Below are 22783 nucleotides of genomic sequence, written 5' to 3'. Positions count from 1 at the left end.
GGGACCCGGCCGGCCGGCCGCCGGGGCCGTTGGGGCGGCCGGGCGGTCCGTGGGAGGGAGTCGAGAGGTCGGGGGAGAGGGTCCGGGGCTCGTCCGGACGCGGGGTCAGCGTTTGGCGAAGGCCGCGTTCTGCGGGTCGCGCGACCTGAGCAGCAGGTAGGAGACGCCGAGGAGGAGTGCCCAGAAGGGGGCGCAGTAGAGCGAGATCCGGGCGTCCTTGTCGACGGCCATCATCACGACGACCAGACCGATGAAGGCGAGCGAGAAGACGCTGGAGTACGGGGAGCCGGGGGCCCGGAAGGCGGAGTGCGGGAGTTCGCCCCGGTCGGCGCGGGCCCGGTAGCGGAGCTGGCAGACGAGGATCACGATCCAGGCCCACATGCCGGAGATGGTGGCGAAGGAGACGACGTAGGTGAACGCCTTGCCGGGCCACTGGTAGTTGATCCAGACGCCGACCAGCATCAGCGCGGCGGAGACGGTGGTGCCGACGAGGGGGGTGCCGCTGCGGGTGAGTCGGGTGAACGCGCGGGGGCCCTGGCCGTTGAGGGCGAGGTCGCGGAGCATGCGCCCGGTGGAGTACATCCCGGAGTTGCAGGACGAGAGGGCGGCGGTGAGGACGACGAAGTTGACGATCCCGGCGCCGATGCCGAGGCCCATCTTCTCGAAGGCGGCGACGAACGGGGAGACGCCGGGCTGGAATTCGGACCACGGCACCACCGACAGGATCATGATCAGCGCGCCGACGTAGAAGACGGCGATGCGCCAGGGCACGGTGTTGATCGCCTTGGGCAGGACGGTCTTCGGGTCCTTGGACTCGCCCGCGGTGACGCCGACCAACTCGACGGCGAGGAAGGCGAACATGACGATCTGGAGGGTCATGAGCGTGCCGCTGATGCCGTGCGGGAAGAAGCCGCCGTCGGACCAGAGGTGGGTGACGGAGGCGGTGTCACCGGCGTCGGAGAATCCCAGCGTGAGAATTCCGGCGCAGATGAGGATCATGCCGACGATGGCGGTCACCTTGACCATCGAGAACCAGAATTCGAGCTCTCCGAAGGCTTTCACGGAGATGAGGTTGACGGCGTAGAGAATGAGGGTGAAGAGCAGCGCGGACACCCACTGCGGAATGTCGAACCAGTACGTCATGTACTGGGCGCCCGCGGTCACTTCGGTGATTCCGGTGACGACCCAGAAGAGCCAGTAGGTCCAGCCGGTGACGAATCCGGTGAAGGGGCCGATGAATTCGCGTGCGTACTCGGAGAAGGAGCCCGACACGGGCCGGTACATGAGGAGTTCACCGAGGGCCCGCATGATGAAGAAGATGACCAGACCTGCGACGGCGTAGGCCAGGATCAGGCTGGGGCCGGCTTTGGCGATGGCCTTGCCGGCGCCGAGGAAGAGCCCGGTGCCGATGGCTCCGCCGATGGCGATCATCTGGATCTGGCGGGCGCCCAGGCCGCGCTGGTACCCCTCGCTGTTCCCGTGGGCGTCCGCGGCATCCCGCTCGGGCTGCCCGCTGTCGACCTCTGCGGATGTCATGTGGCTGCGCCTTTCTCCACGACGGACCGCGGCCGTGCGGGGCCGTGATCCGTGTCCTGTTCCCCCCGGAATCGGATGGAGTGCCCGCCGACGGTCGGCCGGCGGACAGCGCCTCCGGGAACAGGGATGGTGCCCCCGGCGGTCGTGAAGATCTATCACGGCCATGTCGGGACACCCTGGGACATTCTGTGGCGCAGACCACAGGAAAAAGCGGACAAGCGTTTCCGGACTCCACAAATGCGGCCGCCCGGGTGACGGGATCGTTATGCGGATTTGAGCCTCGTCTGAGCCGGTGAAGGGCGGCCGCCCTTCCGGCGGGCGGATGCGGGGTCTACCGCATCAGTGTTTCGAGGAGCGTTTCCTGGAGGGCGCCGAGCCAGAGGTAGGCGAGCACCATCGGCTTGCGCGGGTCGCTGTCGGGCAGCCGGTAGAGGGAGCCCCCTTGGTCCTGGTCCTCGTCGCCGACCTCCAGCCGGGTGCCGATGGTCAGGCGCAGGTCGTTGAGGGTGCCGAGCCACTGGCGCGCCTGGTCCGCGGTGAGCCGCAGCTCTCCGCCACCACCCCGGCCGCCCTTTTCGTCGGCATTGGCGCCGGCGTCGGCGTCCCCGCCGTCGCTGCCCTCGTCGCCCTCGGTGGAGAGGGAGTCGAGGGAGCGGACGACGGCGAGGGCGTCCTCGCGCTTGCGGGCGCGCAGGTCGATCTCGGTGAAGCGGCGGAACTCCGAGGACGCCTCACGCAATTCCTTGTCGTCGTCGCCGTAGGCGTCCGGGAAGAGGCGGGCGAGGGCGGGGTCGGCGGGCGGTTCGCTGGGGCCTTCGGCGAAGAGCGCCGCGAGCGGGTCCGCTCCGTCGGCGGCCTCGTCGCCGGGCCCGACGAGCTCCAGCAGTTGCACGGCGAGGGAGCGCAGGATGGAGATCTCCACCTCGTCGAGCGCGACGGCCGCGCCGCCGTCGGGGGTGGCCTCGAAGTGGCCGGCCATGGGGTCTCCGATGGTGGGTGGGGCGGGGAGGCGGGCGGGTCCGGCGGTGGACGGGCCGGTGTGCGGCGGGGTCAGTTGCGGTCCTGGGTGAGTGTGGCCCAGAGTCCGTAGCCGTGCATGGCCTGGACGTCCCGTTCCATCTCCTCGCGGCTTCCGCTGGAGACGACGGCACGGCCCTTGTGGTGCACGTCGAGCATGAGCTTGTGGGCCTTGTCCTTGGAGTAGCCGAAGTACGCCTGGAAGACATACGTCACGTAGCTCATGAGGTTGACGGGGTCGTTGTGCACCAGCGTCACCCAGGGGACGTCGGGCTCGGGGACGGCGAAGGTCTCCTCGGCCGACTCGGGACGTTCGATCTCTACGGGGGAAGCGACGCTCACCCGTCCCATGCTGCCACTCGATGGGGCCCCGCGCACAAACGGGACCCACATCTCGTCACTCTGACGAGATGTGGAGTAGCATCCCTGCCATGAACTCAGCGGACCTGGGGCGACGGGTCGGTGTGCCGTCGACCGCACTCTTCACCGACCAGTACGAACTCACGATGGTGCAGGCGGCCCTCAAGGCGGGGACGGCCGACCGGCGCTCCGTCTTCGAGGCATTCACCCGGCGGCTGCCCGAGGGGCGGCGCTACGGCGTCGTCGCGGGGACCGGCCGGGTGCTGGACGCGGTGGAGAACTTCCACTTCGACGACGAGATGATCGCCTTCCTGCGCCAGCAGGAGATCGTGGACGAGCCGACCCTCGACTGGCTGGCCGCCTTCCGCTTCCGGGGCGACATCTGGGGCTACCCGGAGGGCGAGGTCTACTTCCCGGGCTCGCCGGTGCTCCGGGTGGAGGGCTCCTTCGCCGAGTGCGTGTTGCTGGAGACGGTGGTCCTGTCGATCCTCAACCACGACTCGGCCATCGCCGCCGCCGCGTCCCGGATGTCCGCCGCGGCCGGCGGCAGGCGCCTGATCGAGATGGGCGCGCGCCGGACGCACGAGCTGTCGGCCGTCGCGTCCGCCCGTGCCGCGTACGTGGGTGGTTTCCACACCACGTCCGACCTGGCGGCGGGCTTCCGCTACGGCATCCCGACCGTGGGCACCAGTGCGCACGCCTTCACCCTGCTGCACGACACCGAGCGGGACGCCTTCCGGGCGCAGGTGGAGTCGCTGGGCCGGGGCACCACGCTGCTGGTGGACACCTACGACGTCACCGAGGCGGTCCGTACGGCCGTGGAGGTGGCCGGGCCCGAGCTGGGGGCCGTGCGCATCGACTCCGGGGACCTGCTGCTGGTCGCGCACCGGGTGCGGCAGCAGCTGGACGAGCTGGGTGCGACGGAGACCAGGATCGTGGTCACCTCGGACCTGGACGAGTACGCCATCGCCTCGCTGGCCGCCGCCCCGGTGGACGCGTACGGGGTGGGTACGCAGCTGGTCACCGGCAGCGGCCAGCCGACGTGTTCGATGGTCTACAAGCTGGTGGCGCGTGCCGAGTCCGCCGATCCGGCGGATCCGCTGCTGCCGGTGGCGAAGAAGTCGCTGGGCGCCAAGTCGTCGATGGGTGGGCGCAAGTGGGCGGCCCGCCGGGTGGACGCGCAGGGTGTCGCCGAGGCGGAGGTGATCGGTACCGGTCCGGTACCGGCGGAGCTGGCCGACAGGCAGCTGCTGGTGGAGCTGGTGCGCGGCGGCGAGGTGGTGGCCCGGGAGTCGCTGGACGCGGCCCGCGAGCGTCACGTCGCGGCACGTGGCGGGCTCCCGATGTCCGCGCTGCAGCTCTCCCGGGGCGAGCCGGTGCTGCCGACCGAGTACGTCTGACGGCCCGGTCCGGCGAGGCTCCAGTGCCGGGCGCGGCACTAGGCTCGGCCCGTCATCCGCTCCCCCACCGAAGGGCACCCGCCATGCACCGCGCGTTGATCGTCGTGGACGTTCAGAACGATTTCTGTGAGGGCGGCAGCCTCGCCGTGGCCGGCGGCGCCGACGTCGCCGCCGCGATCACCGATCTGATCGGTGAGGCCCAGGCCGGTTACCGCCACGTGGTGGCCACCCGTGACCACCACGTCGACCCGGGCGACCACTTCTCCGCGACGCCCGACTTCGAGCACTCGTGGCCGGTGCACTGCGTCGCCGGTACGGAGGGGGTGGGCTTCCACCCGAACTTCGCGCCCGCCGTGGCCTCGGGGGCGATCGACGCGGTGTTCGACAAGGGGGCGTACGCGGCGGCGTACAGCGGTTTCGAGGGGCTCGACGAGAACGAGGTGGGGCTGGCCCAGTGGCTCCGGGACCACGGGATCACCGAGGTCGACGTGGTCGGCATCGCCACCGACCACTGTGTGCGGGCGACCGCGCTGGACGCCGTCCGTGAGGGCTTCGCCACCCATGTCCTGCTCGACCTGACGGCGGGTGTCGCGGCGCCCACCACCGTGCGTGCCCTGGCGGAGCTCCGCGCGGCGGGTGTGGAGCTGTCCGGCGAGCCGGTCGTCGCCCGGCCGGAGTGAGACGGCGGGACTGAAACGGCGGGAGTGAGACGGCCGGACTGGGACGGCGGGAGTGAGACGGCGGGAGTGAACCGCCGGACGCGACCTAGGTGGCGGGCCTGGCCGGGGCGGGTTGTCCGGCCGGGCCCATCAGCGCGCGTATGGGGTGCCAGAGCTCCTGGGCCGCCTGTGGGGCGGTCCGCCAGAGCAGGCCGTCCGGGTGGTGCAGCACGGCGGTGATCTCGTCCGGCGTGGGCGGCTGGGCGTTGCCCCGGAGGTAGACGGCGCGCAGCCCGAGGTTGCGCAGCCGGGTGAGGGCGCGGGCCCGGTTCGCCGCGTGGACGAGTACGCGTACGGGGGCGCCGGGACCGGCTCCGTAGGGCGGACGGGCCAGGGTGAGTGCCACCACCACCGAGCCGTCCGGCAATCTGCTGAATCCTCCGCCTGCCATGTTTCGCGCTCCCCCGTGAGACGTCGTGTCAATAAGGATCGGAACAAGAGGCACCTAAACACGATCGGCCGCCGTCCGCCAGTGCCAGGTCAGCCAAGGTTTACCCGTAAGGAGCGGCGTCCGGTGCGTGCTCTCGGGGTGTCGGCCGGAAGCCCTCGTACGGGATGTACTCGGGCTTCCGGCTGACGCGGCGAGAGTGGGTGCCGGGCGTCGCGACGGGCGGACCTTGGCTGCCGTGGTGCTGAGGACGGCGACCGATCATGGTTTGACTGCGGTGATGCGAATTACTTGGTCGAGGGGCCGACCTTCACGGTGATCGTCGAGCCGTTGAGCGGCTCGTTGACGATGGTGAGGCGCGTGTTGGTGTCGGAGACCTTGACGCTTCCGGTCGGGTTCTCCGCGTACCAGTAGGTGCCCTTGTGGTCGTCGAAGAGCGGGACGCCGAGCGTCGGCTTGATCTTCAGCGCCACGTCCGCGTTGTGCAGCGTGAAGCCCTGGTTGGGGTACCAGCTGAACGGCGCGTCGAACGGCTGGATCTTGTTCCGCAGGATCGTTCCGTCAGTCCACTTGAGCGGCTTGGCGTGCGAGTCCACCGGCAGGATGAGGCCCTGGCCCGGGTGGGCGGAGGTGTTGTTGTCGGCCTGCGAGGTGTCCCAGAGCCAGACCATCAGGCCGTTCTGGTACGCGTAGTGCTCGACCCAGTCCGGACGGGTGGTGGAGAAGCCGAAGTTGTACGGGCCGACCTTGAGGGTCTCGTCGTACGAGGTGTACTGGCGGTTCTCGGCGATGTAGTACTGCGGGTAGTCGTTGGTGAACGACCCGCCGATCCGCGAGAAGCCCTTCGACGTCCAGCCGTTGTCGTCGCCCTCGGCGTCGTCCGAGAAGATGACGGCACCGTCGGCGCTGATGGTGAGGGCGTCGGCGGTGAAGCCCTTGCCGGCCACTCCGCCGTCGGAGGCGTAGCGGAAGCGGAGGTCGATCTTCTTGCCGGCGTAGGCGTCGAGCGGGTACGAGAGCTTCTTGTACACGCCGGACGCGTCGGTCAGGGCCGGCTTGTCGCTGGCGTCGCGCGGCAGCTCCTTGCCGTCGGCCGTGCCGTCGATCGCGGTCCAGTTGGCGCCGCCGTCGGTGGACACCTCGGTGTAGAGGTAGTCGTACTCGGCCTCGATGTCGTACCAGCCCGAGAGGTCGAGCGAGGCGGACGTCTTGCCGGTCAGGTCGACCGAACGGGTCAGCGTGTTGGAGAGGTTGTCACCGCTGCCGCTCCACCACTGCTTGGTGCCCTGGGCGGGCGTCACGACCGCGGTGGTGACCTCCTTGTCGGGGAGGTTCACGACCAGCGCCTGCTTGTTGGCCGTGTTGTACTCCGAAACGCCCAGCTTGTGGCTGGAGTTGGTCGCGGCCTTCGCCGTGTCGTAGTTCAGCCAGCCGAGCTGCAGCTTGTCCCAGGCGGTCATGTCGCCGGGGGTGTCGCCGATCTCGCCCTGGCCGCGGCCGAGCCAGGAGCCGGCCGACATCAGGGACCAGAAACCGACCGAGTTCTCGCCGCCGCCGGAGGTGTCGTAGAGGTCCGGCAGACCGAGGTCGTGGGCGTACTCGTGGGCGAAGACGCCCAGTCCGCCGTTCTCGGGCTGGACGGTGTAGTCGCCGACCCAGATGCCGGTGTCGCCGATCTGCGCGCCACCCGCCTTGTTGCCGGCCGGGCCGGTCGCCCCGGCGTTGGTGCCGTACGCGTACCAGCGGTGCGCCCAGATGGCGCTGGCGCCCTGGACACCGCCACCCGCGGACTCGTCCTCGCCGGCGTGGACCATCTGGAAGTGGTCGATGTAGCCGTCGGGCTCGTTGAAGTTGCCGTCGGCGTCGTAGTCGTAACGGTCCCACTGGTCGTACTGGGCCAGGTCGGCCTTGATCTGCTCCGGGGTGGAGCCCTTGGCCTTCTGGTCCGCGGCCCACGCGTTGACACCGTCACGGACGGCGTCCCACACGCTGGCGCAGCTGCTCGCGCCGCAGTAGTTGGAGCCGTAACGGGCCTCGTTGTACGGGATCTTGACCCAGTCGGAGACCTCACCGTTGACCGAGTAGCGGCCGGACGAGGTCTTCTCGTAGTACTTGGTCAGCGAGTTGGAGGTGGCGCTGGTGCCGAAGTACAGCTCCTGGAAGTGGGCCTGGTTGTAATCGGCCTGCCAGGCGGTGCTGTTGTCCTTCTTCGGGTCGGGCTTCGCGATCGTGTTGTGCGCCGGACCGGGCGTGCCGCCGAACTTGACGACCGGCGCCTGGGGGCCGGAGCCGTCCGGGTCGTACATGGTCGAGTTGTCGACCTGGTCACCGAACTCGACCAGGATGGTGAAGATCTTGTCAGTCTTCTCGCGGCCGAGTTCGACGTACTTCTTGTTGTCGAGCTTGACGACCTTGGAACCGCCGCGATCGGTCACCTTCTTGTCGCCCGAGATGACCTGCTCCAGAGCAGCCTGGCGCTCGCTGTTCTGCTTCTCGCTGAACGGGCCTTCGAGGTTGTGTTCCTCGCCCCTCTCCGGAGCCGGGTCACGGCTCTCGGTGATGGACGTGCCTGCCGGTGCGGTCGGCTGCGCCGCCTGCGCGACGAAGAACGTCGACGCGGTTGCCGCGCTCGTGGCCATGGCCACGACGACTGCGGCAGCACGGAGGCTGCTTCTCTTACTGGTCACCTGATGTCCTCCCCGGGCGTTCGCGTGCGCGGCCAGGGGGTGACTGGGGGCCGCGCGCGCGTGGACGCGTCACAAGTGACGACATTCGATCGGAGTTGCGGGAGAAAAGACAGGTCTTGACTTGTACCGGCCAAGTGCACTATGCAGGAGCCGCCTTCCGTTATCCGGACAGCTGATGTATGGGCAACCGGCGCGTCCATCAGCCGTCTTGGCACATGTCGTGAGCCGATGCGCCCCCCGTGCACCGGCGTTGGGGGTTAGGTCGTGCTTATTCGCGTCCCTCCCGGGCATCCACCGTCGTAGGGCCGTCCCGATGCGCGGGCGGGTCCCCCTCCGACGACCTCCAGGACGGATACCGCCATGCCGCGTCCGACTGCCGCACAACTCGCCTACGGTTGCGCCACCGTCGTCCTCGTCACTCTCGCCCTGCTGCTGGTGTCCGGCGCCTCGTCGTCGGCCACCGTGGGCGTCGTCTGCCTCGCGGCGCTCGCGATGGGAGTCCTGGTGGCGGTGACCGCCCCCACGCCCCGCCGGGCCCGGGGTCCGGTCCCGGCCGGCACTCCCCGCTCGTACCGTGCCCCCACCCGCACCACCCGGGCGGACGACGCCGCGGCCGAGGACCGCGTCGGCGGCCACGCGCGGCGCTGAACCCCCGCGCGCCGGGCCCTCTCGTACGGGCGGCGCACCGCTCAGCGGGCACTGACCACGACCGTCTTGGCCGCCTTGTCCTGCAGGCCCTGCCGGTACGGCTTGTCGGTGAACATCAGCACGATGTTGATGAGCCACCACAGGCACGGGCAGCACAGGAGCGCCGGGAGCCAGAGCACCACTGCGCGCATCAGCGAGGCGTTGGTGGGGGGCACGCTGCCGTCGCTCAGCATCGCGACGCGCAGTTTCAGCAGCCTCTTGCCGGGGGTGCGGCCGTCCTTGTGCGTGAAGTAGGTGTCGTACCCGACGTAGCAGACCAGCGCGATCAGCGACCAGACGAACTGGTGTCCGCTGTAGGTGTTGGTGACGGCGTTGCCCACGTCGCTGTCGCCGTTGTCGGAGGTGACGTCGACCGCGCCGCCGAAGGGCAGCGAGATCAGGTAGAGCGGGATCGAGATGATCAGGAAGTCGATCAGCCGCGCCAGGATGCGCACCCCGGGGGCGCCGAGCGGCGGCATCCCCGCGAGCGGGTCCGCGCCGCCGTAGGGGCCGCCGCCGTACGGCCCGGGGTCGTAGGGCGGCGGGGGCGGGGGTGGCGGGGGCGCGCTGCCGTACGGCGAGCCCGACGACGGCGGGGGGTCCTGGGGCTTCTTGAGGAACGGATCGTCGTCCTCGGGCGGCTGGCCGGGCGTCGGCGCGTCGTTGCTCATGCGGGCAGTGCACCCCGGCCCGCACCGCCCCGCAACGGCTCAGGTGCTTTCGAGTGACGGGTCGTCAGCCGACGGGGCGGCCGACGGCCCGGCGCACCCGGTCCGCCACCCGCCCGTACGTGACAGGCGGTCAGCCCGCGACGTAGGTACGGGCCGCCTTGTCGTGCCAGCACTGGCGCCACGGGCGGTCGAAGAGGCACCACGCGACGTCGAGCACTCCGACCACCAGCAGTCCGAGGAGACCGTGGACGAGCCAGCGCCGCAGCGCGGCACCCAGGGTGGGCACGTCCTGGGACTCGACGTCGCGCACCTGGATGCCGAGGAGCTTCTTGCCGAGCGTCCGGCCCCACTTCGCGGTGGGGAGGGCCTCCAGCAGGAATCCGACGACGAGGAAGGCGGCGAGGACTCCACCGAACTGTCCGGCGGTGGTGGAGTCCAGCAGATGGACCGTCACCGTCCGGCCGGAGAGCTTCGCGGTCTCGATCTTCGCGTCCATGTGGTCGATCGCCCCGGTGACCAGCGGGAACCCGGCCGCGCCGACGAGCGCGCCCAGCACCACCGTGTCCAGGACCCGGGCGACGAACCGCCGCCCGAGCCCGGCGGGCCGGCCCGAGGACTGGGCGCGGGCCATCTGCTGGAACGGGTCGTCCACCGGCGGCTTCCACGGCACGACCGGCTGTTCCGCGCCCTGCGGCCCGGCCGGTCCGGGGCCGCCGTAAGGCCCGGCAAGGGCCTGCGGCTGGGCGGCCTGCGGCTGCTGGTACGCCTGCGGGGACGGCTGGGCGGCCTGCGGCGGGTACGCCTGCGGGGGGCGCTGCGCCGGGCGGACCTGCTGCGACTGCTGTCCCTGTGGCAGCTGGGCCTGCTGCGACTGCTGGGGTTGTTGCGACTGCTGGGGTTGTTGCAGCTGGTGGGGTTGTTGCAGCTGGTGGGGGTGCTGCGGCTGTTGGGCCTGCTGCGGCTGCTGGTGCGCCCAGGAGGTGGCGCCCTGTCCGGGTCCGGCCTGCGCGCCCGGGGCGCGGAAGGGCTCGCGTACATGAGCGGGGCCCTGCTGCGGTACGGGTTGCTGGCGCTGGGGGCCGGCGGGCGGCTGGTACGGGGACGGGGCGGGAGCGGCCGTGTCCCGGCCCGCCGGGCGGAGGGCCGCCCCGTCGGCGGACGGGGCGGCGGAGCGGGTGTCGGGGGCTGCGGGGACCGGGCCGTCGTGGCCACCGTCGCGTCCGGCGGGCAGCGCGGCCGGAGCGGCGGCGCCGTGCGGCAGCGCCGGGCGGCCCGGGTCCGGGGCCGCCTCGGCCGGGACGCGCGGATCGGCTCCGCGGGCGCCCTGCCCGGGCACCTGGCCCTCGCCCGGACGGCCGCCGCCCCAGGCGACACGGCGGTCGGCGTCGTTGCCGAAGCCGGCCTGCCGGGAGGTGTCGGCCCGCCACGCGGAGGCGGGCTCGGGGTGGGTGGCACGCTCGACGGGGAGGCCGCCCGGGTGGACCGGGGCCTGCTGGGACGGGTCGAACCGGGCCGCCGCGGCAGCCTCCTCGGCCGCCTCCTCCTCGTCGAAGAAGACCGGTCCGGTCTCCTCCACGGGCGCGGCGGCCGGGGCCGCGCTCCGGTGGTGGCTCTCCACGTCCGCTCCGGAGGCGGAGTCGGCGGAGGAGGCCGGGTCGGCGGAGGACGTCCCGTCCTGTCCCGGTGCGGGGCGGCTCGTCCCGGGAACCCAGGAAGCGCCGTTCCAGTAGCGGACGTAGCCGGGGATGGAGGGATCGGGGTAGTACCCCTCACGGGGGCGGTCGTCACCGGGTGCCGGAGTTGGCGCGCTCATCAGCGGGTCCCGTATCTCTTCGTAGCCGCAACACAAGAGTCAACATCTATCAGACCGCCGCCTTCCCCCGGGCCGGTCCTGGTGTTTGGGCCACTTTCAGGTCCCGCCGGAGATTTTCTCTTCAAGTCGCGTCATCGCGGCCGGGGAGCGCGCTCTCTCCTTGTGCGGGCCGGTCGCGGGACCGGTCCCTGGGCATCGAAAGGTCGTGCATCCCATGCGCAACGTCGTGGAACGTGAGCTGGAACTGAAGCTGGTCCTGTCGCCCGAGCGCTCCATTCCCGTACCCGCGCGGTTGACGTACCGGGCGGACGACCCGTACGCGGTGCACATCGTCTTCCACATCGGGTCCGAGTCGCCGGTGCACTGGACGTTCGCGCGGGAGTTGCTGATGGAGGGGGTGTTCCGGCCGTGCGGGCAGGGGGACGTACGGATCTGGCCGACGAAGGTCGGGCAGCGCGACGTCATCTGCGTCGCGCTGAACTCCCCCGACGGCAACGCCCTGCTGGAGGTTCCGTCCGCCTCGGTGTCGGCGTGGCTGGAACGGACCCTCGGCATGGTCCCGCCGGGTACGGAGAACGAGGGCCCCTGGGGCGAGTCGGTCGACCGGGAGCTCGCCGAGCTGCTCTCCCCGCTGGCCGCCGACGACCTGTGGCTCGCCGACCCGTTCGGCCCCGACGACGCGCCCCAGGACACCGACGAGGCGTGAGGGGAGCGCGCGGGAGACGGCCCGCGGACCGGGCGGGTCAGAAGAGCTTGCCCGGGTTGAGGATGCCGAGCGGGTCGAAGGCCGCTTTGATCCCGCGCTGCAACTCGATCCCCACCGGGCCGAGTTCACGGGCGAGCCACTCCTTCTTGAGGACGCCGACGCCGTGTTCGCCGGTGATGGTGCCGCCCAGTTCGAGACCGAGCGCCATGATCGCGTCGAAGGACTCGCGCGCCCTTCGGGACTCGTCGGGGTCGGCGGGGTCGAAGCAGACGACGGGGTGGGTGTTGCCGTCGCCCGCGTGGGCACAGACGCCGATGGTGAGGCCGTACTTCTCCGCGATGGCGGCGGTGCCCTCGATCATCGCGCCGAGCCGCGAGCGCGGTACGCAGACGTCGTCGATCATCGTGGCGGGCTTGACGGTCTCCAGTGCGGTGAGGGACATCCGCCGCGCCTGGAGCAGGAGTTCGGACTCCGCGACGTCGTCGGCCGGCACCACCCCGGTGGCTCCGGCCTCCGTGCAGAGCTCCCCGACCGCGGCGAGATCGGCGGGGGCGTCGGGCGTGTCGAAGGCGCAGAGGAGGAGTGCCTCGGTGGATTCGGGCAGGCCCATGTGGGCCAGCGCGTTCACCGCGCGCACCGTCGTACGGTCCATCAGTTCGAGGAGTGACGGGGCGTGTCCCCGCTCCATGATCCGGCAGACGGCGTCGCAAGCGGCCTTCGCCGAGGGGAACTCCGCCGCGAGGACGAGTTGGCGCGGCGGTTTGGGGCGGAGCGCCAGGACGGCCTTGACGACGATCCCCAGGCTGCCCTCGGAGCCGACGAAGAGCCGGGTGAGGTCGTATCCGGCGACGCCCTTGGCGGTGCGGCGGCCGGTGGTGAGCAGCCGCCCGTCGGCGAGGACGACGTCGAGGCCCAGTACGTACTCGGCCGTGACGCCGTACTTGACGCAGCACAGTCCGCCCGAGGCGGTGCCGATGTTCCCGCCGATGGTGCACATCTCCCAGCTGGAGGGGTCGGGCGGGTAGGAGAGGCCGTGTTCGGCGACGGCGCGGGAGAGGGCGGCGTTGATGACGCCGGGTTCGACCACGGCGATCCGGTCGACCGCGCTGATCTCCAGAATGCGGTCCATCTTCACGAGGGAGAGCACGACGCAGCCCTCCGAGGCGTTGGCGCCGCCGGAGAGGCCGGTACGGGCACCCTGCGGCACCACTGGTACGCGCAGGGCGTGGGCGGTGCGCATGACGTGCTGGACCTGTTCGACGGTGCGCGGGAGCGCGACCGCCAGGGGCGCTCCGGCGTCGCAGAAGCTCGCCATGTCGCGCGCGTACGACGCCGTGATGTCGGGGTCGGTGAGGAGTGCCTCGGGGGGCAGGCCCGCCCGAAGCCGTGCGAGGAGATCGTCCCGGTGGTCCATGCCTCCAGCCTGGCACCCGACGGCCAATGGTGTGAACCCGTCTGCGGCGGCTGTTCCGGAGCGCGGTGCGCTCTCCGTACTGGCGCAGAGTGATCGTATGGATGTCATGCCGCAGCAGGACCCGGATGCCCGCACGATGCCGTCCGCACCGCCGTCCCCGCAGGTCGGGGCCGGCCGGGAGGTGCCGCCCGGGGGCGGACCGCCCGGCGACCCGGCCGACGAGTCTCCCCCGGGCGGCGCGGGGGGCCCTTCCGGGGCGACGGCCGTGCCGCCCGCCGGGTCCGACGCACAGTCCCCGCCGCCCGCCCTGCGGACGTCGCTGCGGCGCGCCGCGGTCGGGGCGGTGGCCGCCGGGGTGCTGGTGGCGGGCGCGCTGGTGGCCGTGCCGGAGGACGACCCGGGCGCCACCGCGGCGCCGGGACCGGCGGACCGGGCCCGGTCGGCGGCGGCGGCCGGGGCACCCGCCTCGCTCTCCGACCTGACGGCCCTGATCGGCGACCGGCAGGGCTGGGTGCGGCGCCACCCGGCGGATGCCCCGGCCTGGGCGGCGCTCGGCTCGGCGTACGTGGAGTGGGCCCGGCGGTCCGCGGACTTCGGGTACTACCCCCGTGCCGAGCAGGCACTGAAGCGCTCGCTGGCGGCGGAGCCGGGAGAGCGCGGCAACACCGCCGCCTGGGTGGGGCTGGCCGAACTCGCCGACGCCCGCCACGATTTCCTGGCGGCGAAGAAGTGGGGCGAGACGGTCCGTGACCGTTCCCCCGCGGCCTGGGCGGTGTACCCGGCGCTGATCGACGCGTACAACGGGCTCGGCGACTACGCGGCGGCCGGCACGGCCACCGGGAAGTTCGCCGCCCTGCGCAAGGGCGCCCCCTCGCTGGGGCGTACCGCGGAGATGTACCGCAACCAGGGGTGGCGCGAGGACGCGCTGGCCACCGCGCAGGAGGCGGCCGACCGCTCCGTCACCCCCGCGCAGAAGGCGGAGGCGCTGCACCGCCTCGGCGACCTGGCCCGCGAGCGCGGCGAGGCCGGGGAGGCGCTGGCGCAGTACGACGCGGCGCTCCGCGTCGACCGGGGCCACCACGCCTCACTCGTCGGCCGGGCCCGCGCGCTGACCGCGCTGGGCCGTGGTGAGGAGGCGATGGCGGAGTACCAGAGGGTGCTGCAACGTCTCCCGCGCCCCGAGTACGCCCTCGAACTCGCCGAGCTGTACGAGTCCCTGGATCTCGACGGGGACGCCGCCAGCGAGTACGGCACGTTCCTGGGGATGGCCTCGGCGGCGGAGCGGAACGGGGTGGACGAGACGCTGCCGCTGGGCCGTTACGAGAGCGACCACGGCGAACCCGAGGCGGCGGTGGAGCGGCTGCGTGCCGCGTGGGACGGGCAGCGGCGCGGCGCGGAGGTCGCGGACGCACTGGGCTGGGCCCTGCACCGGGCCGGGAAGTCGGAGGAGGGGATGGAGTTCGCCCTGAAGGCGGCCGACAGCGGAGTGCGCAGCGCTTCGTACGCCTATCACCTCGGCATGATGGAGGCGGAGGTGGGCGACGTCGGGGCGGCCCGCCGGCATCTGGCGGAGGCCCTGCGCACCGACCCGGCCTTCTCGCCGCTGGACGCCCCGGCGGCCCGGGCGGCGCTGGACGGGCTGGGCGAGCCGGCCGGGGGCGGACCGCAGGACCTGCGGACGGGCCCGGACCCGGCAAAGGCGGCTCCCGAACCGCAGCGCGAAGCGTCGGCCGCGCCCGCGAGGCCTTCGGCGGTGGCGCCTGCGGCTCCGGCCGCACCCGTCGCACCGGCGCCGAAGGCCTCCGCCGCGCCCGCACCCGCTCCCGCACCCGTGACGCCTTCCGCGCCCGCCGCCGGGCCGGCCGCCTGACGCGGCCGGGCACGTGGCGCGGTCGGGCGCGCTCAGTCGCGGGCGTGCTCAGTCGCGGGTCGCGGTGGCGTCGCCGTTGACGGTGGTGAGGGTCATGGCGGGACCGTCCGGCTCGGTGGTGGTCGGCACGGTCACCGAGGTGGTGCCGTTGTGGGTGGTGGCGGCGACGCGGTAGGCGGGGGCGGCGTGCGGCAGCGACACCCGGAGCGAGCCGTTGGTGGTGGCGGCGGAGAGCGGGGACGGCGAGGTGGTGCTGCCGAGGGTCACGTCCCCGTTCACCGTCTCGGCGTGCAGCCGGCCGGAGCGCAGGGTGGTGGTGCGTACGGACCCGTTGCGGGTGGCGAGGCGGACGGTGGCGCCGTCCCGGCCGGACCGGACGACGGTGACGTCCCCGTTGACGGTGGTCAGGTTCAGCGGGGAGCCGATCCCGGCCACGTCGATGCCCGCGTTCCGCGCGGTGACCGTGACGGAGGAGACGGCGGGCACGTCGACGACCGGCATCCGGGGACACGCCCGGTCGCCGTCCCGGACGCCGTCTTCACCGTCACCGTCGCCGTCACGGTCGCCGTCGCCGTCCGTGTCGCGGCAGGTCAGGTCGAGCACCCAGGTGTCGCCGCGGTGCGTCCAGTCGGCGCGCACCTGACGGTCGGTGACGGCGTGTTCGCCGTCGGCCGGACGCAGCCGCACCCCGTTCTCGGTGGTGATCACCAGCCGGGTGTCCCCGGAGAGCTCAGGGGCCGCCCCGGCCTCGGGGCGCGTACGAAAGTCCCCGTCGTGTCCCCCGCACGCCGCGAGGAGGGGGAGGACCACCAGCAGGGGTGCCAGCCGGCGTACCCGGCGGGAGGAAGTGGCGTTCATGGGGGCCGTCTTCCCCGGGGAGCGCTGTCCATGACACACGACGGCCCGCGACCCCGGAGGTGGGGCGCGGGCCGTCGTGGCGTGGTCGGGGGGTGCCCGGAAGTCGCTCAGAGGTTGCCGCGGCGCTCCTGTTCGCGCTCGATGGCCTCGAAGAGCGCCTTGAAGTTGCCCTTGCCGAAGCCCATCGAGCCGTGCCGCTCGATCATCTCGAAGAAGACGGTCGGCCGGTCCTGGACCGGCTTGGTGAAGATCTGGAGCAGGTAGCCGTCCTCGTCGCGGTCGACCAGGATCTTGAGTTCGCGCAGGGTCTCCACCGGGACGCGGGTCTCGCCGGCCCATTCGCCGAGGGTGTCGTAGTAGGAGTCGGGGGTGTCCAGGAACTGCACCCCCGCGGCGCGCATCGCGCGGACGGAGCCGACGATGTCGTTGGTGGCGAGCGCGACGTGCTGGACACCCGCGCTCCCGTAGAACTCCAGGTACTCGTCGATCTGCGACTTCTTCTTCGCGACGGCCGGTTCGTTGATCGGGAACTTGACCTTCAGGGTGCCGTCCGCGACGACCTTCGACATCAGGGCGGAGTACTCGGTGGCGATGTCGTCGCCGACGAACTCCTTCATGTTGGTGAAGCCCATGACCTTGTTGTAGAAGGCGACCCACTCGTTCATCCGGCCGAGTTCGACGTTGCCGACGCAGTGGTCGACGGCCTGGAAGGTGCGCTTCGCCGGGGGCTGGACGATCGGCTCGGCGGCGGTGAAGCCCGGGAGGTAGGGGCCGTCGTAGCCACCGCGCTCGACGAGGGTGTGGCGGGTGGTGCCGTACGTGGCGATGGCGGCGAGCACGACCGTGCCGTGCTCGTCCTTCAGCTCGTGCGGCTCGGTGATGCCGCTCGCGCCGTGCGCGACGGCGTAGGCGTACGCGGCACGGGCGTCGGGGACCTCGATGGCGAGGTCGATCACACCGTCGCCGTGGGCCGCGACGTGCTCCTCCAGGAAGGTGCCCCACTCGGTGGACGCCTTGACGACGGAGGTGAGGACGAAGCGGGCTGAGCCGTTGGTGAGGACGTAACTCGCGGTCTCGCGGCTGCCGTTCTCCGGTCCGGAGTAGGCGACCAGCTTCATGCCGAAGGCCGTCGAGTAGTAGTGCGCGGCCTGCTTGGCGTTGCCCACGGCGAAGACGACCGCGTCCATCCCCTTGACCGGGAAGGGGTCGGCCTGCCGTGCGGTGTCGGGAGCGGTGTGCAGGGTCTCTGTCATGGTCCGAGGCTCCCCCCGCGGGGCAAGGTGCGCAACAGTTTGCGTTTTCGCTGAACAATCCGCTCAGTGCTCCGCCAGTATGGGCGGCCTGTCTGTACATGATGACCATCACATCCGAAGGGCCGGGGCGCACCGTGGGGATCGACCGTCTGGACGGGGAACTGATCGTGCTGCTGGCCCGGGAGCCCCGGATAGGGGTGCTGGAGGCGTCGCGGCGGCTGGGGGTGGCGCGGGGGACGGTGCAGGCACGGCTGGACCGTCTTCAGTCGAATGGAGTCATCCGGGGGTTCGGGCCGGAAGTGGACCCGGCGGCGCTCGGGTACCCCGTCACCGCCTTCGCGACGCTGGAGATCAAGCAGGGCCAAGGAGTCCAGATCCGGGCGCACTTGATGGGTGTGCCGGAGGTGCTGGAGCTGCACACGACGACCGGGCAGGGGGACATGCTGTGCCGGCTGGTGGCGCGGTCGAACGCCGATCTCCAGCGCGTCATCGACCGGGTTGTCGGATTTGATGGGATCGTCCGGGCCTCCACGGCGATCGTCATGGAGAACCCCGTTCCGCTGCGCGTCATCCCGCTCGTCGAGCAGGCCGCCAGGGACACCGACTGATCCGAGGGAGTGCGCGTTGAGCTTCTGGGAGTACGTGACGACCCGGCACCAGCAACTGCTCACCGACGCCTTCCAGCACGTCAGCGCGGTCTTCCAGTGCATGGTCATCGCGACGGTGCTGGGGGTGCTGATCGGGGTGGTCAGTTACCGCAGCGGCTGGGGCGGCGCGTTCGCCATCACGTCCACGGCGACGATCCTGACCATTCCTTCGCTGGCCGCGATCGGTCTGCTGATCCCGCTGGTGGGGCTCGGGGTGGCGCCCACCGTGATCACTCTGACGATGTACGGGCTGCTGCCCATCGTCCGTAACTGCATCGTCGGGCTGCGCGGGGTGGACCCGTCCCTGGTGGACGCGGCGAAGGGCATCGGGATGTCACGGATCGCCCGGCTGTGCCGGGTGGAGCTGCCGCTCGCCTGGCCGCCGATCCTCACCGGCATCCGGGTCGCCACCCAGATGCTGATGGGGATCGCCGCCATCGCCGCGTACGCCTCCGGGCCGGGGCTCGGCAACGAGATCTTCCGGGGCATCGCCTCGCTGGGCAGCGCCAACGCGATCAACCAGGTACTCGCCGGGACGCTCGGCATCGTCATCCTCGCCCTTCTCTTCGACGCCGCGTACGTCCTGCTCGGCCGGCTGACCATTCCCAGGGGGATTCGTGCCTGAGACCGCTAGCGACACCACCGCCGAGCCGGCCGAGCCGGAGGCGGCGCCGGAGACCTCCGGGGCGACCATCCAGTTGGAGAACCTCACCAAGCTGTACCCGGGCAACCCGAACCCGGCCGTGGAGAACGTCTCGATGGACATCAGGGCGGGCGAGACGGTGATCTTCGTGGGCCCGTCCGGCTGCGGGAAGTCGACCACGCTGAAGATGATCAACCGGCTGATCGAGCCGTCGTCCGGCCGGATCAGGATCGGCGACGAGGACGTCACCGACATGGATCCGGTGAAGCTGCGCCGGAAGATCGGGTACGCGATCCAGTCCTCCGGGCTCTTCCCGCACATGACGGTCGCCGACAACATCGCCCTCGTGCCGAAGATGATCGGCTGGTCGAAGCGGAAGGTGAAGGACCGGGTCGAGGAGATGCTCGACCTGGTCGGGCTCGACCCCCGGGAGTTCCACGGCCGGTACCCGCGGCAGCTCTCCGGCGGCCAGCAGCAGCGCGTGGGGGTGGCGCGGGCGCTCGCCGCCGACCCGCCGGTGCTGCTGATGGACGAGCCGTTCGGGGCCGTCGACCCGATCACCCGCGACCACCTCCAGGACGAGCTGATCCGGCTCCAGCACGAGCTGCACAAGACGATCGTGTTCGTCACCCACGACTTCGACGAGGCGATCAAGCTCGGTGACCGGATCGCGGTGCTGCGGGAGCGTTCGCACATCGCGCAGTTCGACACCCCGGAGGCGATCCTCACCAACCCGACGGACGACTTCGTCTCCGGCTTCGTGGGGGCGGGCGCGGCGCTGAAGCGGCTCAACCTCACCCGGGTCCGGGACGTGGTCGTCGCGGACTTCCCCACCGTGACCGTCGACGACCCGCTCCAGGACATCTTCAACAAGCTGCGCAGCGGCCCGCACAACGAACTGCTGATGCTGGACCGCAAGAACCGCCCCTACAAGTGGCTGCGGCGCGGCGACCTGATGCGGGCGCGCGGTTCGCTCGCACGGGCCGGGCAGCTGGTGCACGACACGGTGACCCGGGACGCCACGCTGCACGACGCGCTGGAGGCGGTGCTCACCGACAGCGGAGGACGGGCCGCGGTGACCGGGCGGCGCGGGGAGTTCGTCGGGGTGGTGGACATGCGCACCCTGATGGACAACGTGCAGGAGCTGCTGGAGGCGGACCGGCTCACGGCGATGGAGCACCAGCACGAGCTGGAGGAGTTGCGCAGCCATCAGACGGAGCAGGAGCTGGAGGGGGGTGGCGGCGCATGACCCCCAGCAGCCGTCAGGGGCGCGACCCGTCCGGCCGGGAAGCGGCGCCGACCCGGCCGCCGGGCGAGCACGACGTGAAGGGGAAGGCGTTCCGGGACGAGGAGAGCGAGCCGCCCCCCGCCCCGGCGCGTCAGCCGCGCCGGATCACCTGGCAGAAGCTGGTGGTGCTGCCGCTGGTGCTGGCGGCGGTGCTGGTCGCGACGTACTTCTGGATCAACAACGTCACCCTGGACTCGATCGCGGAGAACTCGATCGCGGGCGACACGGTCGAACTGCGCTGGTGGCAGCACGTCCGGCTGACGGCGATCTCGACGTTCTGGGTGCTGATCATCGCCATTCCGCTGGGCATCGCGCTGACCCGCAGGGGGCTGTCGCGATCCGCACCCCTCTTCACCGCGATCGCCAACATCGGTCAGGCCACCCCGGCGATCGGGCTGCTGGCCCTGCTGGTGATCTGGCTGGGCATCGGGCCGTCGACGGCGATCACCGGCATGGTGATCTACGCGGTGCTGCCGGTGCTCTCGAACACGGTGGCGGGGCTCAGGTCGATCGATCCGACGCTCGTGGAGGCGGCGCGGGGCATCGGGATGTCGGGTACGGGGACGCTGGCGAAGGTGGAGCTGCCGCTCGCCGTCCCGCTGATCCTCGCGGGGGTGCGGACGGCCCTGGTGCTGAACGTGGGGACGGCGACGCTGGCCACGTTCGGCGGCGGTGGCGGGCTCGGCGACCTGATCACCTCGGGCATCCAGACGCAGCGCATGCCGGTGCTGGTGCTGGGGTCGGTGCTGACCGTGGTGCTGGCGCTGCTGGTGGACTGGCTGGCCTCGCTGGTGGAAGTGGTGCTGACGCCGCGCGGACTGGAGGCACCGTGAGGACGCGGGCGGTGGGAGCGCGCAGGGGTGCGGCCAGGGTGCGGGCGGGGGTGGCCGGGGCCGTGGGGCTGGTGCTGGTGCTCGGCGGGTGCGGACTCAAGAGCGGCTCGGTGATGGTGGACGACGTGTCGCCGGGGTCGGTGGGCGCCGGCGAGCCCCTGAAGGGCGCCTCGCTGACGGTCACCTCGAAGAACTTCAGCGAGAACATCATCCTCGGCCAGATGATCGGCCTGGTCTTCCAGGCGGCCGGCGCCGAGGTGCTGGACCGCACCAACCTCCCCGGCTCGATCAGCGCCCGCGAGGCGATCGTGCAGGGCGACGCGGACGCGATGTACGAGTACACGGGCACCGGCTGGATCACCTACCTCGGCAACGCGGAGCCGATCGACGACCCGCAGGAGCAGTGGAAGGCGGTACGTGACGTCGACCGGCGCAACGGGGTGACCTGGCTCCCCCAGTCCACCCTCAACAACACCTACGCGCTCGCCATCAGCCGTAAGAAGAACGAGAAGTACAAGCTGAAGGACCTGTCCGACGTGGCGGCGCTCTCGAAGAGGGACCCGTCCGCGGTGACGATCTGCGTGGAGAACGAGTTCGCCTCCCGCGACGACGGTCTGCCCGGGATGGAGAAGGCGTACGGGATGTCCGTGCCGGCCTCGAACATCCGCAAGATGGACGCCGGGATCATCTACACCCAGGTGTCCAAGTCGGACTCCTGCCTGCTGGGCGAGGTCTTCACGACGGACGGCCGGATCAAGGCGATGAACCTGGACGTGCTCGCCGACAACAAGCACTTCTTCCCGAACTACAACGCGGCGCCGGTCATCCACACGGCGACCTTCGACAAGTACCCGGTGATCGCGGACCTGCTGGACCCGGTGAGCGCGAAGCTGACGACCGAGGTCGCCCAGGAGCTCAACGCCAAGGTCGACGTGGAGGGCGCGGACCCGCACGAGGTGGCGCTGGAGTGGCTGCTCCAGGAGGGGTTCATCAAGGACGGCTGAGGTGTAGTCGGTCGGGTGCTCGGGCCGGTCGGGCCGGTCGGGGGCGACGGCCGCGTTCCCGGCCGGGCGCGAGGCTCAGCAGCTGGGGACGCTGCCGCCCTTGTCCAGGGCGTCGAGCGCGGACACCGCCCCCTTGAGGGTGGTGACGGGGATCAGCCGCAGCCCCTTCGGGAGTTCCGCCTCCGCCCCGCCGCACTCGTCCTTCGGCACCAGGAAGACGGTCGCCCCGTCCCGCCGGGCGGCCTGGGTCTTCATGGAGACCCCGCCGACCGCGCCCACCGTGCCGTCCGCCGCGATGGTGCCCGTACCGGCGATGGTGCGGCCGCCGGTGAGGTCGCCGCCGGAGCCGTTGCCGTCGAGCTTGTCGATGATGCCGAGGGCGAGGAAGAGGCCGGCGCTCGGGCCGCCGATGTCACCGAGGTCGAGGGAGAACGTCATCGAGCCCTGCTCGCGGTGGAGGTAGTTCAGGGCCGCGTCGACGGCGACGTCCTGGGACTCCTTCATGTCGTTCAGGTTGTGCTGCTCGATCTGCTTCTCGGAACCTCCGGTCGGGTAGACCGAGTTGCGGGACATGATCGCCCGGTCCGTACGGAACCAGCCGTCGATCACGTCACCGGCGCGCACCTCCGCCTTGGGCCCGGTCGCGACGATCGTCGTCATCCGCAGCTGGCCCTCGGTGGTGCGGGTGGGGGCGCCGGTGATGGTGATCACCGGCCTCCCGTCCGCCGAGCCGAGGACGTTCGCCGTGGTGCCGGGCTGGGCCACGGTGAACGGCAGCGGGGCGAAGGCGGCGGTCCCGAACAGGGCGAGTACCGGCAACGCGCAGAGGGCGAGGGTGCGGGGGCGCGAGAGACGAAGGGGCACCCGCCCAATCTATCTGCCGGTGAGCCCCGCCCCGGGCGTCGGGCCCATGGGCCCGACGGCGCGGGGCGGGCGGGCCCGGTGGCCGGGGACGGGCGGGGCGCCGCACCTCCGGACCGTACGGGGCC

General features: G+C 71.5%; 21 protein-coding genes. 10 read left to right on the top strand and 11 right to left on the bottom strand.

The features are described from left to right. Window positions 1–105: 105 nt before the first annotated feature. The 3 genes from ACFYPN_RS05190 to clpS all read right to left on the bottom strand — a co-directional run bounded on the left by ACFYPN_RS05190 (window position 106) and on the right by clpS (window position 2904). Window positions 106–1536: an amino acid permease gene (locus ACFYPN_RS05190; RefSeq protein ID WP_358765999.1), complete on the bottom strand. Its 1431-nt coding sequence runs from the start codon at window positions 1534–1536 to the stop codon at window positions 106–108. Window positions 1537–1867: 331 nt separating this feature from the next. Then, the gene (locus ACFYPN_RS05185) at window positions 1868–2515 is read right to left on the bottom strand and encodes a DUF2017 domain-containing protein (RefSeq protein WP_358765997.1); all 648 of its coding nucleotides are present in this window, start codon (window positions 2513–2515) and stop codon (window positions 1868–1870) included. A gap of 71 nt (window positions 2516–2586) precedes the next feature. Beyond that, entirely contained in the window at window positions 2587–2904 is a 318-nt protein-coding gene (gene clpS / locus ACFYPN_RS05180) for an ATP-dependent Clp protease adapter ClpS (protein WP_327269406.1), read from the bottom strand. An 80-nt stretch (window positions 2905–2984) separates the two neighbouring features. Between clpS and ACFYPN_RS05175 the strand changes: the two genes are divergently transcribed. Together ACFYPN_RS05175 and ACFYPN_RS05170 are read left to right on the top strand one after the other, a co-directional pair. Further along, complete coding sequence (locus ACFYPN_RS05175; protein ID WP_389296764.1) at window positions 2985–4313, top strand: nicotinate phosphoribosyltransferase; 1329 nt, start codon at window positions 2985–2987, stop codon at window positions 4311–4313. Window positions 4314–4396: 83 nt separating this feature from the next. Continuing rightward, window positions 4397–4993: an isochorismatase family protein gene (locus ACFYPN_RS05170; RefSeq protein WP_358765992.1), complete on the top strand. Its 597-nt coding sequence runs from the start codon at window positions 4397–4399 to the stop codon at window positions 4991–4993. Between the two features lie 85 nt (window positions 4994–5078). Here the strand turns inward: ACFYPN_RS05170 and ACFYPN_RS05165 are convergent, their stop codons facing one another. Both ACFYPN_RS05165 and ACFYPN_RS05160 read right to left on the bottom strand, forming a co-directional pair. After that, a complete protein-coding gene (locus ACFYPN_RS05165; RefSeq protein WP_389296763.1) occupies window positions 5079–5423 on the bottom strand; it encodes a hypothetical protein in 345 nt (114 codons plus the stop codon). Between the two features lie 284 nt (window positions 5424–5707). Beyond that, window positions 5708–8059, bottom strand: a complete 2352-nt coding sequence (locus ACFYPN_RS05160) for an immune inhibitor A domain-containing protein (RefSeq protein WP_389296970.1) — start codon at window positions 8057–8059, stop codon at window positions 5708–5710. A 408-nt stretch (window positions 8060–8467) separates the two neighbouring features. On the opposite strand from ACFYPN_RS05160, the gene ACFYPN_RS05155 reads away from it, so the two are divergent. Continuing rightward, on the top strand, window positions 8468–8755 hold the full coding sequence (locus ACFYPN_RS05155) for a hypothetical protein (RefSeq protein ID WP_389296761.1): 288 nt from the start codon (window positions 8468–8470) through the stop codon (window positions 8753–8755). Window positions 8756–8796: 41 nt separating this feature from the next. Here ACFYPN_RS05155 and ACFYPN_RS05150 read toward each other — a convergent pair whose 3' ends face one another. Both ACFYPN_RS05150 and ACFYPN_RS05145 read right to left on the bottom strand, forming a co-directional pair. Beyond that, on the bottom strand, window positions 8797–9465 hold the full coding sequence (locus ACFYPN_RS05150) for an RDD family protein (protein ID WP_389296759.1): 669 nt from the start codon (window positions 9463–9465) through the stop codon (window positions 8797–8799). A 130-nt stretch (window positions 9466–9595) separates the two neighbouring features. Beyond that, window positions 9596–11278 carry an RDD family protein gene (locus ACFYPN_RS05145; protein WP_389296757.1) on the bottom strand — a complete coding sequence of 561 codons (1683 nt, stop codon included), beginning with the start codon at window positions 11276–11278 and terminating at the stop codon, window positions 9596–9598. A 214-nt stretch (window positions 11279–11492) separates the two neighbouring features. Here ACFYPN_RS05145 and ACFYPN_RS05140 point away from each other — a divergent pair, with 214 nt between their 5' ends. Next, window positions 11493–11984, top strand: coding sequence for an SsgA family sporulation/cell division regulator (locus ACFYPN_RS05140; protein WP_358765980.1), 492 nt, complete (start codon window positions 11493–11495; stop codon window positions 11982–11984). 37 nt (window positions 11985–12021) lie between these two features. Here the strand turns inward: ACFYPN_RS05140 and ACFYPN_RS05135 are convergent, their stop codons facing one another. Further along, the gene (locus ACFYPN_RS05135) at window positions 12022–13398 is read right to left on the bottom strand and encodes an FAD-linked oxidase C-terminal domain-containing protein (RefSeq protein ID WP_358765978.1); all 1377 of its coding nucleotides are present in this window, start codon (window positions 13396–13398) and stop codon (window positions 12022–12024) included. A gap of 97 nt (window positions 13399–13495) precedes the next feature. Here ACFYPN_RS05135 and ACFYPN_RS05130 point away from each other — a divergent pair, with 97 nt between their 5' ends. Beyond that, complete coding sequence (locus tag ACFYPN_RS05130) at window positions 13496–15268, top strand: tetratricopeptide repeat protein (protein WP_389296755.1); 1773 nt, start codon at window positions 13496–13498, stop codon at window positions 15266–15268. A 48-nt stretch (window positions 15269–15316) separates the two neighbouring features. Here the strand turns inward: ACFYPN_RS05130 and ACFYPN_RS05125 are convergent, their stop codons facing one another. Next, window positions 15317–16126 (bottom strand): DUF4097 family beta strand repeat-containing protein, encoded by an 810-nt coding sequence (locus tag ACFYPN_RS05125; protein ID WP_389296754.1) that lies wholly within the window; start codon window positions 16124–16126, stop codon window positions 15317–15319. A gap of 107 nt (window positions 16127–16233) precedes the next feature. Next, window positions 16234–17379, bottom strand: coding sequence for a 4-hydroxyphenylpyruvate dioxygenase (gene hppD, locus ACFYPN_RS05120; protein WP_358760410.1), 1146 nt, complete (start codon window positions 17377–17379; stop codon window positions 16234–16236). A 134-nt stretch (window positions 17380–17513) separates the two neighbouring features. On the opposite strand from hppD, the gene ACFYPN_RS05115 reads away from it, so the two are divergent. From ACFYPN_RS05115 to ACFYPN_RS05095, 5 genes are read left to right on the top strand one after another with little or no spacing between them, the layout of a single operon-like run. Next, entirely contained in the window at window positions 17514–17987 is a 474-nt protein-coding gene (locus ACFYPN_RS05115) for an Lrp/AsnC family transcriptional regulator (protein ID WP_389296968.1), read from the top strand. 16 nt (window positions 17988–18003) lie between these two features. Further along, window positions 18004–18651, top strand: a complete 648-nt coding sequence (locus ACFYPN_RS05110; RefSeq protein ID WP_358760408.1) for an ABC transporter permease — start codon at window positions 18004–18006, stop codon at window positions 18649–18651. Beyond that, a complete protein-coding gene (locus ACFYPN_RS05105; RefSeq protein ID WP_358760406.1) occupies window positions 18644–19918 on the top strand; it encodes a betaine/proline/choline family ABC transporter ATP-binding protein in 1275 nt (424 codons plus the stop codon). The genes ACFYPN_RS05110 and ACFYPN_RS05105 overlap by 8 nt, the downstream gene beginning before the upstream one ends. After that, complete coding sequence (locus tag ACFYPN_RS05100; protein ID WP_389296751.1) at window positions 19915–20790, top strand: ABC transporter permease; 876 nt, start codon at window positions 19915–19917, stop codon at window positions 20788–20790. Before ACFYPN_RS05105 ends, ACFYPN_RS05100 begins: the two co-directional genes overlap by 4 nt. A 38-nt stretch (window positions 20791–20828) precedes the next feature. Next, window positions 20829–21794 carry a glycine betaine ABC transporter substrate-binding protein gene (locus tag ACFYPN_RS05095; RefSeq protein WP_389296966.1) on the top strand — a complete coding sequence of 322 codons (966 nt, stop codon included), beginning with the start codon at window positions 20829–20831 and terminating at the stop codon, window positions 21792–21794. A 75-nt stretch (window positions 21795–21869) separates the two neighbouring features. On the opposite strand, the gene ACFYPN_RS05090 is transcribed toward ACFYPN_RS05095, so the two are convergent. Next, complete coding sequence (locus ACFYPN_RS05090) at window positions 21870–22658, bottom strand: S16 family serine protease (protein WP_358760402.1); 789 nt, start codon at window positions 22656–22658, stop codon at window positions 21870–21872. Between the last annotated feature and the right edge of the window lie 125 nt (window positions 22659–22783).

This window comes from Streptomyces sp. NPDC005576, assembly GCF_042871745.1.
Taxonomy (GTDB): Bacteria; Actinomycetota; Actinomycetes; order Streptomycetales; family Streptomycetaceae; genus Streptomyces.
Note: the sequence above shows the minus strand (reverse complement) of the source record. Positions and strands in the feature narration are given on the sequence as shown.

Bases quoted from the DNA above. Each gene is read 5' to 3' on its own strand.
- ACFYPN_RS05190 (WP_358765999.1), bottom strand. From the start codon at position 1,536: ATGACATCCGCAGAGGTCGACAGCGGGCAGCCCGAGCGGGATGCCGCG.
- ACFYPN_RS05185 (WP_358765997.1), bottom strand. From the start codon at position 2,515: ATGGCCGGCCACTTCGAGGCCACCCCCGACGGCGGCGCGGCCGTCGCG.
- clpS (WP_327269406.1), bottom strand. From the start codon at position 2,904: ATGGGACGGGTGAGCGTCGCTTCCCCCGTAGAGATCGAACGTCCCGAG.
- ACFYPN_RS05175 (WP_389296764.1), top strand. From the start codon at position 2,985: ATGAACTCAGCGGACCTGGGGCGACGGGTCGGTGTGCCGTCGACCGCA.
- ACFYPN_RS05170 (WP_358765992.1), top strand. From the start codon at position 4,397: ATGCACCGCGCGTTGATCGTCGTGGACGTTCAGAACGATTTCTGTGAG.
- ACFYPN_RS05165 (WP_389296763.1), bottom strand. From the start codon at position 5,423: ATGGCAGGCGGAGGATTCAGCAGATTGCCGGACGGCTCGGTGGTGGTG.
- ACFYPN_RS05160 (WP_389296970.1), bottom strand. From the start codon at position 8,059: ATGGCCACGAGCGCGGCAACCGCGTCGACGTTCTTCGTCGCGCAGGCG.
- ACFYPN_RS05155 (WP_389296761.1), top strand. From the start codon at position 8,468: ATGCCGCGTCCGACTGCCGCACAACTCGCCTACGGTTGCGCCACCGTC.
- ACFYPN_RS05150 (WP_389296759.1), bottom strand. From the start codon at position 9,465: ATGAGCAACGACGCGCCGACGCCCGGCCAGCCGCCCGAGGACGACGAT.
- ACFYPN_RS05145 (WP_389296757.1), bottom strand. From the start codon at position 11,278: ATGAGCGCGCCAACTCCGGCACCCGGTGACGACCGCCCCCGTGAGGGG.
- ACFYPN_RS05140 (WP_358765980.1), top strand. From the start codon at position 11,493: ATGCGCAACGTCGTGGAACGTGAGCTGGAACTGAAGCTGGTCCTGTCG.
- ACFYPN_RS05135 (WP_358765978.1), bottom strand. From the start codon at position 13,398: ATGGACCACCGGGACGATCTCCTCGCACGGCTTCGGGCGGGCCTGCCC.
- ACFYPN_RS05130 (WP_389296755.1), top strand. From the start codon at position 13,496: ATGGATGTCATGCCGCAGCAGGACCCGGATGCCCGCACGATGCCGTCC.
- ACFYPN_RS05125 (WP_389296754.1), bottom strand. From the start codon at position 16,126: ATGAACGCCACTTCCTCCCGCCGGGTACGCCGGCTGGCACCCCTGCTG.
- hppD (WP_358760410.1), bottom strand. From the start codon at position 17,379: ATGACAGAGACCCTGCACACCGCTCCCGACACCGCACGGCAGGCCGAC.
- ACFYPN_RS05100 (WP_389296751.1), top strand. From the start codon at position 19,915: ATGACCCCCAGCAGCCGTCAGGGGCGCGACCCGTCCGGCCGGGAAGCG.